The sequence below is a fragment of the Pseudomonas sp. UBA6310 genome (assembly GCF_002438225.1).
GTDB classification, from domain to species: Bacteria; Pseudomonadota; Gammaproteobacteria; order Pseudomonadales; family Pseudomonadaceae; genus Pseudomonas_O; species Pseudomonas_O kuykendallii.
The window spans coordinates 1-14,025 of sequence record NZ_DJTK01000002.1; the positions used below are offsets into that span (position 1 = coordinate 1).

12 protein-coding genes are annotated in these 14,025 nt (G+C 68.1%); 7 read left to right on the forward strand and 5 right to left on the reverse strand.

Features of this window, described 5'->3' with window-relative positions:
- Window positions 1-369: DUF1853 family protein (locus B3E91_RS00150; RefSeq protein ID WP_287027847.1), on the forward strand; the 369-nt coding region annotated here is incomplete at its 5' end.
- A 3-nt stretch (window positions 370-372) separates the two neighbouring features.
- Here the strand turns inward: B3E91_RS00150 and B3E91_RS00155 are convergent.
- From B3E91_RS00155 to B3E91_RS00165, 3 genes are all read right to left on the reverse strand, one after another.
- Entirely contained in the window at window positions 373-1,299 is a 927-nt protein-coding gene (locus tag B3E91_RS00155; protein WP_287027848.1) for a 1-aminocyclopropane-1-carboxylate deaminase/D-cysteine desulfhydrase, read from the reverse strand.
- Window positions 1,296-2,645: a chromosome partitioning protein ParA gene (locus B3E91_RS00160; RefSeq protein WP_287027849.1), complete on the reverse strand. Its 1,350-nt coding sequence runs from the start codon at window positions 2,643-2,645 to the stop codon at window positions 1,296-1,298. The genes B3E91_RS00155 and B3E91_RS00160 overlap by 4 nt, the downstream gene beginning before the upstream one ends.
- 252 nt (window positions 2,646-2,897) lie before the next feature.
- On the reverse strand, window positions 2,898-4,931 hold the full coding sequence (locus B3E91_RS00165; protein WP_287027850.1) for an NADPH-dependent 2,4-dienoyl-CoA reductase: 2,034 nt from the start codon (window positions 4,929-4,931) through the stop codon (window positions 2,898-2,900).
- A 194-nt stretch (window positions 4,932-5,125) separates the two neighbouring features.
- Here B3E91_RS00165 and B3E91_RS00170 point away from each other — a divergent pair, with 194 nt between their 5' ends.
- The 3 genes from B3E91_RS00170 (at window position 5,126) to B3E91_RS00180 (ending at window position 8,943) form a co-directional block, all read left to right on the forward strand.
- Window positions 5,126-6,064, forward strand: a complete 939-nt coding sequence (locus tag B3E91_RS00170) for a hydrolase (RefSeq protein ID WP_287027851.1) — start codon at window positions 5,126-5,128, stop codon at window positions 6,062-6,064.
- Window positions 6,061-7,098: an AraC family transcriptional regulator gene (locus tag B3E91_RS00175; protein ID WP_273229745.1), complete on the forward strand. Its 1,038-nt coding sequence runs from the start codon at window positions 6,061-6,063 to the stop codon at window positions 7,096-7,098. The genes B3E91_RS00170 and B3E91_RS00175 overlap by 4 nt, the downstream gene beginning before the upstream one ends.
- A gap of 291 nt (window positions 7,099-7,389) precedes the next feature.
- Window positions 7,390-8,943 (forward strand): glycosyl hydrolase family 17 protein, encoded by a 1,554-nt coding sequence (locus tag B3E91_RS00180; RefSeq protein ID WP_287027852.1) that lies wholly within the window; start codon window positions 7,390-7,392, stop codon window positions 8,941-8,943.
- Window positions 8,944-8,953: 10 nt separating this feature from the next.
- On the opposite strand, the gene B3E91_RS00185 is transcribed toward B3E91_RS00180, so the two are convergent.
- Window positions 8,954-9,328, reverse strand: coding sequence for a hypothetical protein (locus tag B3E91_RS00185; protein WP_287027853.1), 375 nt, complete (start codon window positions 9,326-9,328; stop codon window positions 8,954-8,956).
- Between the two features lie 322 nt (window positions 9,329-9,650).
- On the opposite strand from B3E91_RS00185, the gene B3E91_RS00190 reads away from it, so the two are divergent.
- From B3E91_RS00190 to B3E91_RS00200, 3 genes are all read left to right on the forward strand, one after another.
- Window positions 9,651-10,946, forward strand: coding sequence for an alpha/beta fold hydrolase (locus tag B3E91_RS00190; protein WP_273229737.1), 1,296 nt, complete (start codon window positions 9,651-9,653; stop codon window positions 10,944-10,946).
- 49 nt (window positions 10,947-10,995) lie between these two features.
- The gene (locus B3E91_RS00195; RefSeq protein WP_414708174.1) at window positions 10,996-11,787 is read left to right on the forward strand and encodes an MlaA family lipoprotein; all 792 of its coding nucleotides are present in this window, start codon (window positions 10,996-10,998) and stop codon (window positions 11,785-11,787) included.
- Window positions 11,788-11,921: 134 nt separating this feature from the next.
- Complete coding sequence (locus B3E91_RS00200; protein WP_287027854.1) at window positions 11,922-12,776, forward strand: pirin family protein; 855 nt, start codon at window positions 11,922-11,924, stop codon at window positions 12,774-12,776.
- A 7-nt stretch (window positions 12,777-12,783) separates the two neighbouring features.
- On the opposite strand, the gene B3E91_RS00205 is transcribed toward B3E91_RS00200, so the two are convergent.
- Window positions 12,784-14,010, reverse strand: a complete 1,227-nt coding sequence (locus B3E91_RS00205; protein WP_287027855.1) for a patatin-like phospholipase family protein — start codon at window positions 14,008-14,010, stop codon at window positions 12,784-12,786.
- Between the last annotated feature and the right edge of the window lie 15 nt (window positions 14,011-14,025).

Consider the following 14,025-nt stretch of genomic DNA (forward strand, 5'->3'; position numbering starts at 1 on the left):
GCCGCCCCCCGCCTGTGGCTCGGCGGCTGCCTGTTCTACCCCTGGCCCGACGGCTGCGCGTCGCCGCTCGGCGCCCATCCGGCGCACGACCGTGGGCGCTGGGTCCGCCGGCGCGACTGGCCGGCATTCGCCGCCGCGCAGGGCACCGGCAGCTGGCAACCACTGCCGCGCCAGGCCTGGCTGGCGCCCGCGCGGGTGACCGCCGACGAACGCTGGCAGCCGCCGCAGTTCGGCGACTGGCTGGCGGCGTTGCCGGCTGACAGTCGCGCACAGCTGCTGGTGCGGCTGGAAGCGGATGGCCACGACGCCTGGCAGGAAGTCGAGCGGGTGTTCCTGATCGCCGATCGATGGCCGCAGCTGGGCGAGTGAGCCTCAGGCGCCCGACAGGCCGCGGCGCCCCTGCAATCCGCCGGTATGAACGAAGATCAGCCGGGTGCCGGCGGCGAACTGCCCGGCCTCGACGGCGTCGCGCAGCGCCAGCAACGCCTTGCCGGTGTACAGCGGCTCCAGCGGCATGCCGCTGTGGCGCTCGCTGTCGGCGATGAAACTGCGCAGCGGCGCATCGACGCGGGCGAAGCCGCCGCGGCTGGCCGAATGCAGCCGATAGCCGCCATCGTCCAGACCAGCGTCGGCGAGCACTTCGCCGAGGCGCCGCGCCACCCCGTGATCGTCCGGCACCGCCAGCGCGCCGTGCACCGGGCGCTCACCCGCCTCGCCGAGCACCAGCCCGGCCAGCGTGGTCCCCGTGCCGGCCGCCAGCCACCAGCCGTCGTAGTCGCTCCAGCCGAGCGCGGCGAGCTGCCGCCGCGCCATGTCCACCAGTTCGATGCAGCCCTGCGCGCCGGGCAACCCGCCGCCGCCCTCGGGCACCGGTTGCAGATCGGGGTAGCGCGCCTGCCAGGGCTCCCAGAAATCCGCCCGATGGCGCGCGCGATAGCCGCCGTAGCCGAGCCAGTGCAGTTGCATGCCGAGATCGATGAGGTCGCGCGCGGTCGGCGTGTCCTGCGCCTCGCCGCGCAGCAGGCCGACGCAGGGAAAGCCGAAGCGCCGGCCGGCGGCGGCCAGCGCATGCAGGTGATTGGAATGCGCGCCTCCGAGGCTGATCACCCCGCGCTTGCCGGCAGCGGCGGCCAGCGCCAGATGGGGTTTGAGCTTGAACCACTTGTTGCCGGACACCCAGGCGTCGATCCGGTCCAGGCGCAGCACCGCGAGTTCGACCCCGGCGCGCTGCAGCCAGTCGAACGCCAGCGGATGGAGATCGGCCTGTGGCGCCCAGGCGGGCGGAAGCGGCGAACTCAACCGGCGGTGCGCAGTTGCTGACTGGCCTTGTGGCGATCGCAGCGGCAGGATTCCCCGACCACATAGCGCCCCGGAATGTCGACCCGCTCCAGTGCCGCGCCGCAGCGCTCGCCGCCAGGCAGCACGGCGTCGCAGGTCGGCTGCTGGTAGTGCGTCAGCCATTCGCGGTACTGCGCCTCGCTGACGAAGCACTTTCCGGCGGCGTAGGCCTGCGGGTTTTCCAGGTAGCGCGGCACGTCCGCCTGGGGAATGGTCAGGTGCCCGGCGCCGGGGTGGTAGACCACCAGCACCACGCCCAGCTCGGCCAGTTGTTCGAGGCGCCGGTCGGCGACCATCGCTCGGGTCTGTTCGCGCTTGAGCCGCTCGATATCCTCCTGCAACTGGGTATCCAGCTCGTCACGGTACGCCAGCTCCACGTCGCGCACCGCGATCTGCTCGCGGTAGTCGGCCACTGCGAGGGCGATCCTTTCTTCCAGCTGGGCCTCGAACTGCGCGCGCAGCACATCGGCCTCGATGCGCCCGTTACGCTCGATGGCGCGCAGTTGGCGGGTCATTTCCTCGCGGCTTTTCTGGAAACTCTCGGCCTGCTCGGCAAAACGCGCCTGCCACTGCGACACCACCATTTCCTGCTCGGCCAGCGCCTGCTGGAGAGCCGCGACCTCGTCGAGCAGCCGCGCGTGCTGGCGCTCGGCGGTCTGCTTGACCCGCGCCAGCTCTTCTTCATGATTCTGCCCGAGGCTGGCCAGACGCAGCCGCTGCTGCTTCACCAGCACGGCGATTTTCTGGCGGTGCTCGAGACCCATCTGCTCGGTGAGCTTTTCCACCAGTTCCTGCGAAGGGTCGGCGTACCAAGCGTCTTCGGCAGCGACCTGCAGACGCTCCGGCGCCATCGCCGGCAATGCCGTTTCCTCCTCGGCCAGCAGGCCCAGGCTATTGCGCTGCACCGCGTCGCGGATCGCCTGGAAGTCGCCGCGCTCGACGCTCGGCTCCCACAGGTGCAGTTGCAGCCAGGCCACCGGCGTCTGGCTGCGGCAGGCCAGGCGAATCGGCCCACCACCGAGGTCCGGGCCACGTCCGGCGCGGTCCGCGAGGTGGCGCAGGGGAATGTTCCAGCCAGGGTCGGCGGCGCCTTTCGGGTCGAAATCGAGGAAGAAGAACACCGCCGAGCGCACCTGCAGGCGCGGATTGATCAGCACGTAGACGGCGCGCATCTGCCGGTCGGCGAAGCCGGGAAGGTCGACCACGCCGTCGAGCACCGCCTCGAATTCGGCGAACAGCATCTGCTTGCAGACGCCCTGCTCATCGAAAAACAGTACGGCCTCGACCATCTGCGGCTTGTTCTGCATCGTTTCGGTTCCTCGTTCCGCAATCGCCCGCTCGACGCGGCACGCCTTGGGCAGGAAGCCTGCCTGCAAGAACCGGCCCAGCGGTTGGGCGAGTCTAGGGCATGCAGCCGCCTGGAGGCTGTGACCGGCTTAGCAGCCAGCGACCGGCCAAGACCGATTGTCGCGGATAATCCCCGTTCCATGACACAGATAACAGAACTGCCCGGACGCACGAGGCGGCCGGGCAGCGGGTGAACGCGGCGAGTGAGCGCGTCAGAGGGCGGCGGCGAGTCGCGACCCCTGGTTGATCGCGCGCTTGGCGTCGAGTTCGGCGGCCACGTCGGCGCCGCCGATCAGGTGCACCTGCTGGCCGGCGTCGAGCAGACCGTCGTGCAGATCGCGCAGCGGGTCCTGGCCGGCGCAGACGATGACGGTGTCGACCTCCAGCACCTGCGGCTCGCCGTCGCCGACGCGGATATGCAGGCCGGCGTCGTCGACCTTGAGGTACTCGACCGAATTGAGCATCTGCACCTGCTTGTTCTTCAGCCCGGTGCGGTGGATCCAGCCGGTGGTCTTGCCGAGGCCGTCGCCGACCTTGGTCTTCTTGCGCTGCAGGAGGAACACCTGGCGCGCCGGCGCCGGCACCTCGGCCTTGATCCCGGCGATACCGCCACGCGCCTCCAGCGCGGTGTCGATGCCCCACTCGTGCCAGAACGCATCGCGATCGAGGCTGGTGGAGGGCCCCTGGTGGGTGACGAACTCGGAGACGTCGAAGCCGATGCCGCCGGCGCCGATCACGGCGACGCGCTGGCCGACCGGCTTGCGCCCGAGGATGGCATCCAGGTAGCTGATCACCTTGGGATGCTCGATGCCCGGAATCGCCGGGGTACGCGGCGCGATGCCGGTGGCGAGGATGATCTCGTCATAGCCGCCGGCGACCAGTTCCTCGACGCCGACACGGGTGTTCAGGCGCAGGTCGACGCCGCTGGTTTCCAGCTTGCGCTTGAAGTAGCGCAGGGTCTCGAAGAACTCTTCCTTGCCCGGCACGCGCTTGGCGACATTGAACTGCCCGCCGATCTCGCTGGCCGAGTCGAACAGCGTCACCTGGTGACCGCGCTCGGCGGCGACGCTGGCGGCGGACAACCCGGCCGGGCCGGCGCCGACCACGGCGATCTTCTTCACCTGCGCGGTGGGGATGTAGTTCAGTTCGGTTTCGTGGCAGGCGCGCGGGTTGACCAGGCAGGTGGTCAGCTTGCCGCCGAAGGTGTGGTCCAGGCACGCCTGGTTGCAGCCGATGCAGGTGTTGATCTCGTCACTGCGCCCGGCGGCCGCCTTGTTGACGAATTCCGGGTCGGCGAGGAACGGGCGGGCCATGGACACCATGTCGGCGTCGCCCTCGGCCAGCACCTGCTCGGCGACTTCCGGGGTGTTGATGCGGTTGGTGGTGATCAGCGGAATCTTCACCTCGCCCTTGAGCTTCGCGGTGACCTTGGTGAACGCGGCGCGCGGCACCTTGGTGGCGATGGTGGGGATACGCGCTTCGTGCCAGCCGATACCGGTGTTGATGATGGTGGCGCCGGCCTTTTCGATGGCCTTGGCCAGCAGGACGATCTCGTCCCAGGTGCTGCCGCCCTCCACCAGATCGAGCATCGACAGGCGATAGATGATGATGAAGTTCGGGCCCACGGCCTCGCGCACGCGGCGGACGATTTCCACCGGCAGGCGCATGCGGTTCTCGTAGCTGCCGCCCCAGCGGTCGGTGCGGTGGTTGGTGTGGGCGGCGAGAAACTGGTTGATGAAGTAGCCCTCGGAACCCATGACCTCGACGCCGTCGTACTCGGCCTGCTGGGCCAGCACGGAGCAGGTGACGAAGTCCTGGATCTGTTTCTCGATGCCTTCCTCGTCCAGCTCGTGCGGCTTGAACGGGTTGATCGGCGCCTGGATCGCGCTCGGCGCCACCGATTTCGGGCTATAGGCATAGCGCCCGGCATGCAGGATCTGCATGCAGATTTTGCCACCCGCCTCGTGCACCGCCTGGGTGACGATGCGGTGCTTGGCCGCTTCCTCTGCGCTGGTCAGCTTCGCCGCGCCGGAATACACGCCACCTTCGAGGTTCGGGCCGATGCCGCCGGTGACCATCAGGCCGACGCCGCCGCGGGCGCGCTCGGCGAAGTACGCCGCCATCCGCTCGAAACCGTCCGGTTTCTCCTCCAGGCCGGTGTGCATCGACCCCATCAGGGTGCGGTTGCGCAGCGTGGTAAAACCCAGGTCGAGGGGCGCGAGCAGGTGCGGGTAAGACGTAGTCATGGCTTCTCCGGAAATCGGCTGTGGCACGGATGTCCCCTCGTCTACGGAGGGAATCGATGGGCAGACGATAGTCAGGGCGCCGGGCCCACTCAATGATCGAAAGTGACAACTTATTGATCGCAGCGCGCAGCCCAGGGTTGCGCAAGCCCAGCCTACCTCCCTACCCTGTGCGCGACCGTCTTCATGGAGCGTCCATGCGCAAGCTGCTATTGCTGTCGATCCTCGCTGCGCTGATCGCCGGCCTGGCGACCTTCGTCGGCTGGGCCGAGCGCCGCCCGGCCAGCCACTACCTGTCCGATCTGCGCAGCGAGCTGAGCACCGACGCGGGCACGCCCGGCGCGTCCGGCAACCTGCTGCTGATCCGCCCGCAGCTGTTCCCGGTGGACTACCAGAGCCCGGCGCACCTGCGCCTGAAACTCGCCGCGGCGCTGGATCGCGCCCGCGCCGCCGGGCTGCTCACCCCGCAGACCCTGGTGGTGCTGCCCGAGCACATCGGCACCTGGCTGATCGCCGCCGGCGAGAAAACCGAGCTGTACCAGGCGCGCGACCGCCAGGAGGTGCGCGACTGGATGCTGCTCGGCAACCCGCTGCTGGCGGTGCAGGTGCTGATGCAGAACCTGGATGCCGAACGCCTCGACGAGGCGCTGCTGCGGATGAAGGCCCGGCGCATGGCGGCGGACTATCAGCACCTGTTCTCCGGGCTGGCGCGCGAGTACCGGGTCAACCTGCTCGCCGGCTCGACCCTCCTGCCGCTGCCGCATCTGGAAAACGGCCAGCTGACGGTCGGCGACGGCCCGCTGCGCACCGTCAGCCTGGCCTTCGGCCCGGATGGCCAGGTGCTCGGCGAACTCTACAGCGAAGGCTGGCCGCAGCCGCACGACAGGCGTGAGCCGCAGCGCCTGCGCATCGGCGAGCGCGAGCTGGTGATCGAGCGCGACTGGCAGCCCGGCTACCCACAAAGCCGGGTGCTCACGGCCAATGGCGAACAGGTCAGCGAGCCGCTGTACCTGCGCGGCAAACTGAGCTGGCCGGTCGGCGGCGCGCCACGCCGCGTGGAGCTGACGCCCTTGGAAATGCAGCGCGGCCAGGCGCCGGGCAGCCAGTTGCTCAACCTGTGGATCGCGCCGCAGTGAAAGCCCGCCGCGTGCGCCTGGGCGACCTTTCGGTCGGTTTCGTCCACGGGCTGGCAGCCGCACTGGAGGAGCGCGGCCAGGATGCCGGCGCACTGCTGGAAAGCTACGGCCTGGATGCCGCGCGCCTCGCCGAACCGCGTGCGCGCCTGTCCATTCCGCGGTTCATGCGCCTGGGCCATGCCGCCATCGGCCTCAGCGCAGAGGCCGGCCTGGGCCTGGACATGGGTCGCCTGAGCCGGCTGCCGCAGCTCGGCCTGGCCGGCGTCAGCGCCGCGCAGGCGCCGACGGTGCGCGAAGCGGCGCGTGCGCTGATCCGCTACGAACCGCTCTACGCCAGCAACTACCGCGGCCAGTCGAGTTTCCACGAGGACACCCGCGGGGCCTGGCTGCGCTTCTATTCGATCAGCCCGTACAACGCCTACAACCGCTTCGTCGTCGACTCGGTGCTGGCCGGCTGGCTGAGCCAGCTGGGCGCGCTGGTCGGCCACCACCTGGTGGCCGAGCGCGTCGAGATCGAATTCCCGCCGCCGGAGTATCTGGAACGCTACGCCGGCCTGTTCGGCAGCCCGGCGCAGTTCTCCAGCGAATTCAACCAGTTGCGCCTCGGCCGCGACACCCTCGCGCTGCGCAATCCCGAGCACTGCCCGAGCACCTGGCGTCATCTGCTGGAAATCTGCGAAGCGGAACTGGAACAGCAGACCCGCACGCGCAGCCTCAGCGAGCGCATCGGCCGGCTGATCGGCCCGTTGCTCAATGGCCGCGAGCCCGATCTGGAGGAAGTCGCGGCACGCCTGCAACTGCCGACCTGGACCCTGCGGCGCAAGCTCGCCGAGGAAGGCACGCAGTTCCGCGCCATCCTCAACGACACCCGCCGCGATCTGGCGATGGCCTACATCCGCGACACCGAACTGGCCTTCGGCGAGATCGCCTACCTGCTCGGCTTCGCCTCGGCGGAAGCCTTCCAGCGTGCGTTCAAGCGCTGGAGCGGGCAGACACCCGGCGAATTCCGCCGCGCCCAGCGCCAGGTCGGCTGATCACATCTCGCTGGCGTCTTCGCTGGTGTCCAGCGTGGCGTCTTCGGCGGCGCGACGTTCGAGCAGTTCTTCCTGGTAATCGTCCATGCGGATTCTCTTCTTCTGTGGTTTTGCGCGACGCTACGAAAGGCAGATGACAGCCGGATGACGCCCGCGCACCGCCCATCGGCCCGCACCGATGGAAAGCCCATCGAGCCGCCTGGCGTGAAGCATTTTGCAACGCTCCGCCCAGGCTGATCGGTCACCGGATTGCAGGTAAGATGCGCGACTTGTTCCCAGGCGCAGCCGATCATGCCGGAAAAAATCTCCTTCCCCGCTCTTCCCTACCTGTTCGCCAGCCTGCTCGCCGTCTTTGCCCTTTTCGGCCTCTGGTATGCCATCGGCCAGCCGGTGCTGCTGCCTGACGCGGCCACGCCCTCGCACAAGCTGCAATGCGCCTCCTACAGCCCGTTCGACAAGGACCAGTCGCCCTTCGACCAGCCCTTCATCCTGCGCCCCGAGCGCATGGACGCGGACCTGGCGCTGCTCGCCAAGCGCTTCGAGTGCGTGCGCACCTATTCGATGACCGGCCTCGAGGAAATCCCGGCCCTGGCGCGCAAACACGGGCTCAAGCTGATGCTCGGCGCCTGGGTCAACGGCAACCCGGTGGACACGCAGAAGGAAGTCGACGCACTGATCGCCGCGGCGAAGGCCAACCCCGACGTGGTCACGGCGGTGATCGTCGGCAACGAGACGCTGCTGCGCAAGGAAGTCACCGGCGCGCGTCTGGCGCAGCTGATCGGCCAGGTCAAGGCCCAGGTCAGCCAGCCGGTGACCTACGCCGACGTCTGGGAATTCTGGCTGCAGCACCCGGAAGTCGCGCCGGCCGTGGACTTCCTCACCATCCACCTGCTGCCGTACTGGGAAGACGAGCCGGCGGGCATCGACGATGCGCTCGGCCACGTCGCGCAGATTCGCGAGGAATTCGGCAGGAAGTTCGCCCCCAAGGACATCCTCATCGGTGAAACCGGCTGGCCCAGCGAGGGCCGCCAGCGCGAAACCGCCGTGCCGAGCCTGGTCAACCAGGCCAAGTTCATCCGCGGGTTCGTCGCCATGGCCGAGCAGAACGGCTGGCGCTACAACCTGATCGAGGCCTTCGACCAGCCCTGGAAGCGCGCCAGCGAAGGCGCGGTGGGCGGTTACTGGGGCCTGTTCGACGCCGACCGCCAGGAGAAGGCGGTGCTCGCCGGGCCGGTCTCCAACCTGCCGAACTGGCCGATCTGGCTGGGCTTCTCGCTGGCGATCTTCGCCGCCGGCCTGATCCTCGGCGGGCGTCCGTCATCCACCCGTTCGGCGTTGCTGCTGCCGCTGCTGGCCGGGCTCGGCGCCGCTAGCATCGCGCTGTGGTGCGAACTGGCCTGGGTCACCAGCCGTTTCGTCGGCGAATGGCTCTGGGCCGCGGCGCTGGTGGTGCTCAACCTGCTGGTGCTGGCGCACGCCGCGCTCGCCCTGGGGCGCCGCGGGCGAGCGTTCGCCTGGCTGGAAGCGCGCGGTGGCTGGTGGATCGCGGCGGCGGGCTTCGCCGGTGCGGTGATGATGCTGGCGCTGGTCTTCGATGCGCGCTACCGCAGCTTTCCCAGCGCCGCGCTGTTGCTGCCGGCGGCGGTCTACCTGTGCCGCCCGGTCGCCGGCCCGCGCCGCGAGCTGACGCTGCTGGCGCTGTTCGTCGGGCTGGGCATTGTTCCGCAACTGGTCGAGGAAACCCTGGGCAACCAGCAGGCGATCGGCTGGGCCGTCGTCAGCCTGCTGCTGACCCTCGCCCTGTACCGCTGCCTGCGCCGGGAGCCGACGGCGATCGCGGGCTGAGAAGCAGGTTTCAGGGCGCCGCGATCTGCCGTGGCGCGCGCACCAGACGCAGCGCCGACAGCACCACGGCGAAAACCGCCAGGCTGGCGGTATAGAGGATCAGCGCCGGCAGCGCGAAAAGCATGCCGAGCAGGGCGATCCGGCGACCGGCGACGCCCGGCAGGAGAAAGCCGAGCACGGCGGTAACCAGCGCCGCCCAGGCCAGAATGCGGAAATGAATGGTCAGCCCGAGCACCGAACGGACCTCGCATTCCCAGCGCAACGGATCGTCGGCGCAGGCGCCGACCCAGCGGCTGTCCTGCATGAAGCCGTAGCGCAGGGCGAGACAGGCGGCCAGCCACAACGACAGGCAGATCAATAGCAGAATCACGGGCTTGCGGCGCATGAAGGGCGACTCCGGCGAGAAAGGCGCACAGAATAGCCGCCAGCCATGCCCCTGCAAACCGCACACACCGGTGCAATTATTACCGGCGGCGTCACGCGTAGAATGGGGTTCCGCTTTCCTCGTGAGCCGCATAGCGATGGGAAACCGATCCGGTCAGGTGCCGGACGCGGACGATGCTCAGGTCCCTGCCGCGCAGCCGGGCATTTTTCGCGCCCTGTAGCGTTCGTGAACGACACATCCGAACTGCTGGCACTTTGCTGGTCCCGCGGTTGTCATAGCCTGCGGATTACTCAGAACGCCTTCTTTCCGAAAGGGAACTTCCATGCCACGTATTCTTCGCTTAGCCGCATTGTTTGGCAGCTTACTGAGTGCGCCGCTGTGGGCCGCGGATGTCGATCCGGCCACCTACGGCTTCCCGCTGCACAACCCGTTCGAGGCGACCATCGCCACCACGCCCACGGCGCTGCGTCCCGCCCTGCCCTTTGACACCGACATCGACCAGGCCGACTACGCCCTGCTGCTGCGGCCGGAGCGCGAGTTCGAGCTGCCGGAGAACTTCTGGCCGGTGACCAAGATGCACTACCGGCTCGCCCAGCAGAGCAAGCCGGCGCCACTGATGTTCATCATCGCCGGCACGGGCTCGAACTACGCCAACAGCACCATGGACTTCCTGAAGAAGCTCTATTACCAGGCCGGCTACCACGTCGTGCAGCTGTCCTCGCCCACCAGCTACGACTTCATGGCCTCCGCCTCGCGCTACGCCACGCCGGGCATTTCCGCCGACGATGCCGACGACCTCTACCGGGTCATGCAGGCCGTGCGCGCCCAGCATCCCGACCTGCCGGTGACCGAGTTCTACCTCACCGGCTACAGCCTCGGCGGCCTGCAGGCGGCGTTCGTCAGCCATCTCGATGAAACCCGGCGCAGCTTCAACTTCAAGCGCGTGCTGCTGATCAACCCGCCGGTCAACCTGAACACCTCGGTAAGCAACCTCGACCGCCTGGTGCAGACCGAGGTGAAAGGCGTCACCGACAGCACCACCTTCTACGAACTGATGCTGCGCAAGCTCTCGCTGTACTTCCAGCAGAAGGGCTACATCGACCTCAGCGAGGCGATGCTCTACGACTTCCAGCAGTCCAGGCAGCGCCTGACCAACGAGCAGATGGCGATGCTGATCGGCACGGTGTTCCGCTTCGCCTCGGCCGACATCGCCTTCACCTCGGACCTGATCAACCGGCGCGGGCTGATCATTCCGCCGAACTACCCGATCACCGAGGGCACCAGCCTGACGCCGTTCTTCAAGCGCGCGCTGCAGTGCGATTTCGACTGCTACATGACGAACCAGCTCATCCCGATGTGGCGCGCCCGGCACAACGGCGGCAGCTTCACCCAACTGGTCGATGCGGTGAGCCTCTACGGGCTCGAGGACTACCTGCGCAACAGCCCGAAGATCGCCGTACTGCATAACGCCGACGACGTGATTCTCGGTCCCGGCGACCTTGGCTTCCTGCGCCGCACCTTCGGCGAGCGGCTGACCGTCTACCCGTACGGCGGCCACCTCGGCAACCTCAACTACAAGGTCAACACCCAAGCCATGCTGGACTTCTTCCGTGGCTGACGCTCACCTTCGCGCCCAGGCGCCGGCCCATTCAGGGAACGATCGCATTATGACGACCCCATACGTGCAACTCGCTCGCCTCGCCAAACCGCTGCTGCTCGCCCTCAGCCTGCTGCTGCCGATGGCCGCCCAGGCGGACACCGACCCCGACGGCTTCACCCGCCCGCTGGACAGCCTGAAGTTCAACCCCGGCCTGGATCAGACCGAATTCGAGCGCGCGACCCTCGAAGCGCTGGAAATCTACGATCCGTGGGAGCGCTTCAACCGGCACATGTACCACTTCAACTACCGCCTCGACGAATGGGTGCTGCTGCCCGTCGTGCGCGGCTACATGTACGTCACGCCGCGCTTCGTGCGCAGCGGCGTGAGCAATTTCTTCGGCAACCTGGGCGACATACCCAACCTGTTGAACAGCGCGCTGCAGCTCAAGGGCAAGCGCTCGCTGCAAACCACCGGGCGGCTGCTGGTCAACACCACGGTAGGCGTGTTCGGCCTGTGGGACCCGGCATCGCACATCGGCCTGCCCAAGCAGAGCGAGGACTTCGGCCAGACGCTCGGCTTCTACGGCGTCGGCGACGGCCCCTACCTGGTGCTGCCGTTCTTCGGCCCGTCCAACCTGCGCGACGCCGGCGGTCGGGTGTTCGACTTCGCGGTCGACAGCGAGGTCAACTTCCTCAACGTCGCCGAAGCCACCGAGGATCACCCGGAGATCTTCCTGCTGCGCTCGATCAACGCGCGCTACACCACCAACTTCCGTTACGGCCAGCTGAACTCGCCGTTCGAGTACGAGAAGGTCCGCTACGTCTACACCAAGGCGCGCGACCTGCAGATCGCCGAGTGATCCGCCCCCTCTCGCGCCACGGCGCGGGAGGGCCTCTGAAACATCCATTTCTTCGATAGTTATCCCGCGATAATCGCAACCATCGAATCGAATCCTTCGCTTAAGATGGGCGCCTGTCTTTCGTGGAGATTCCCATGACGTCGTTTCGCAGCGTGATCGCCCAGCACATCGGCCAACCGGCCTCCGACGGCGCCGGCGTGCGCCTGAACCGTGTGATCGGCGGCGCCGGTATCGAGCGCTTCGATCCCTTCCTGATGCTCGACGAGTTCGGCTCCAACGACCCGGACGACTACATCGCCGGCTTCCCGCCGCACCCGCACCGTGGTTTCGAGACCATCACCTACATGCTCGAAGGACGCATGCGCCATGAAGACCACATGGGCAACGTCGGCCTGCTGCAGAGCGGCGGCGTGCAGTGGATGACCGCCGCGCGCGGCGTGATCCACAGCGAGATGCCCGAGCAGGAACAGGGCACCATGCGCGGCTTCCAGATCTGGCTGAACCTGCCGGGCAAGGACAAGCTCGGCGAGCCCGGCTACCGCGACTTCGATGCCGCGGAAATCCCCCGCCTGCGCACTGCAAGCGGCGTCGAGGTGAAGGTCATCGCCGGTCGCTTCGACGACGGCGAGCAGCAACTCGACGGCATCGTGCAGCGTCCGCACAGCGAGCCGCATCTGTTCGACCTGGTGATACCGGCCGGCGCCGAGCTGAACCTGCGCCTCGCCGACGGCCTGCGGCCGATGCTCTACGTCTACGAAGGCACGCTGCGGGTCGCCGGCGACGCGCCGGCGGAAGTGGTCCAGGGACGCCTGGCTCGGCTCTCCGAACAGGGCGAACTGCGCCTCTCGAGTGACCAGGGTGCGCGCGTGCTGCTGCTCGCCGGCCGACCGCTGGGCGAACCGATCGTGCAGTACGGACCCTTCGTGATGAACAGCCGCGAGGAAATCGAGCAGGCGCTACGCGACTTCCATAACGGCGTACTGGCCTGAAGCACGCTCAGCTCGTGGACGCCTGAGCCTCGACGCTCGGCTCCAGGGCGAGAAAGCGCAGCAGTTCCGCCTTCTGCGCCATGGCGTCCTGGTAGCCCAGCTCGATCAGTTCGTTGCAGTAACCGGCCTCGAACAACAGGTAGCTGAGCACCCCCGCGCCGCTCGCCCGGGTCGCGCCGGGACCACGCAGGAACAGCCGCAACGCCGCCGGCAGCTCGCGCCGGTGGCGCGCGGCGATCTGGTCCAGCGGCTTGCTCGGCGCCACCACCAGAACCTCCACCGGTTTCAGCCCGAGGCCGCGCCGGCGGACGTCGTCCGGAACCAGCGCGCCCATGTAGTTGAGCCGCTCGAGTAGCTCGATGTCGCTTTCCAGGTTGTCGATGAAGGTGCTGTTGAGCATGTGCCCGCCGATCTGCGCGAGGCTTGGCGGGCGCTGGCTGCGCGCGACGGGCGGCCTGTCGATCTGCACGTCGTCCAGGCTGCCACGCGACTTGCCGCTGACGCCGACCACCAGCACTCGCGTCGCGCCCAGGTGCAGCGCCGGGCTGATCGGTGCCGACTGGCGCACCGCTCCGTCGCCGTAGTACTCGCGGTTGATCTTCACCGGCGGAAAGATCAGCGGAATCGCCGCGCTGGCCATCAGGTGCTCGACGGCCAGGCGCGTCGGCACGCCGACGCGACGATGACGAAACCATGGATCGATGGCCGCCCGGCCCTGGTAGAAGGTCACCGCCTGCGCCGACTCGTAGGCGAACGCGGAAACCGCCACCGCGCGCAGCTGACGGCGCGCCACCGCCGCGGCGATCCCGGAAAAATCCAGGCGCTCGGCCAGCAGCTCACGCAGCGGCGCGCTGTCCAGCAACGCCACCGGCGCCGTACCGCCGAGCCCGAACAACGCATTGGAGACGAAGCGCCCGGCCTGGCGCAGCACGCCCGGCCAGTCGCTGCGGTACACCTGGGCGCTATGGAAGCTCTGCCAGACCTGGGCGCTATGGAAGCTCTGCCAGACCTGGGTGAGATTGCGGATCGCCTCGGGAAAATGCAGCGCGCCGCAGGCCAGGCCGACCGCGTTGATCGCACCGGCGGACGTGCCGACGATCACCGGAAACGGATTGCGCGCGGTATCCGGCAACAGGTCGGCGATCGCCGCCAGCACGCCGACCTGGTAGGCCGCCCGGGCGCCCCCGCCGGAAAGGATCAAACCGGTGACCGGCGCGGCTTTGCTTTCACTCATGGCTCATCCCGAGGA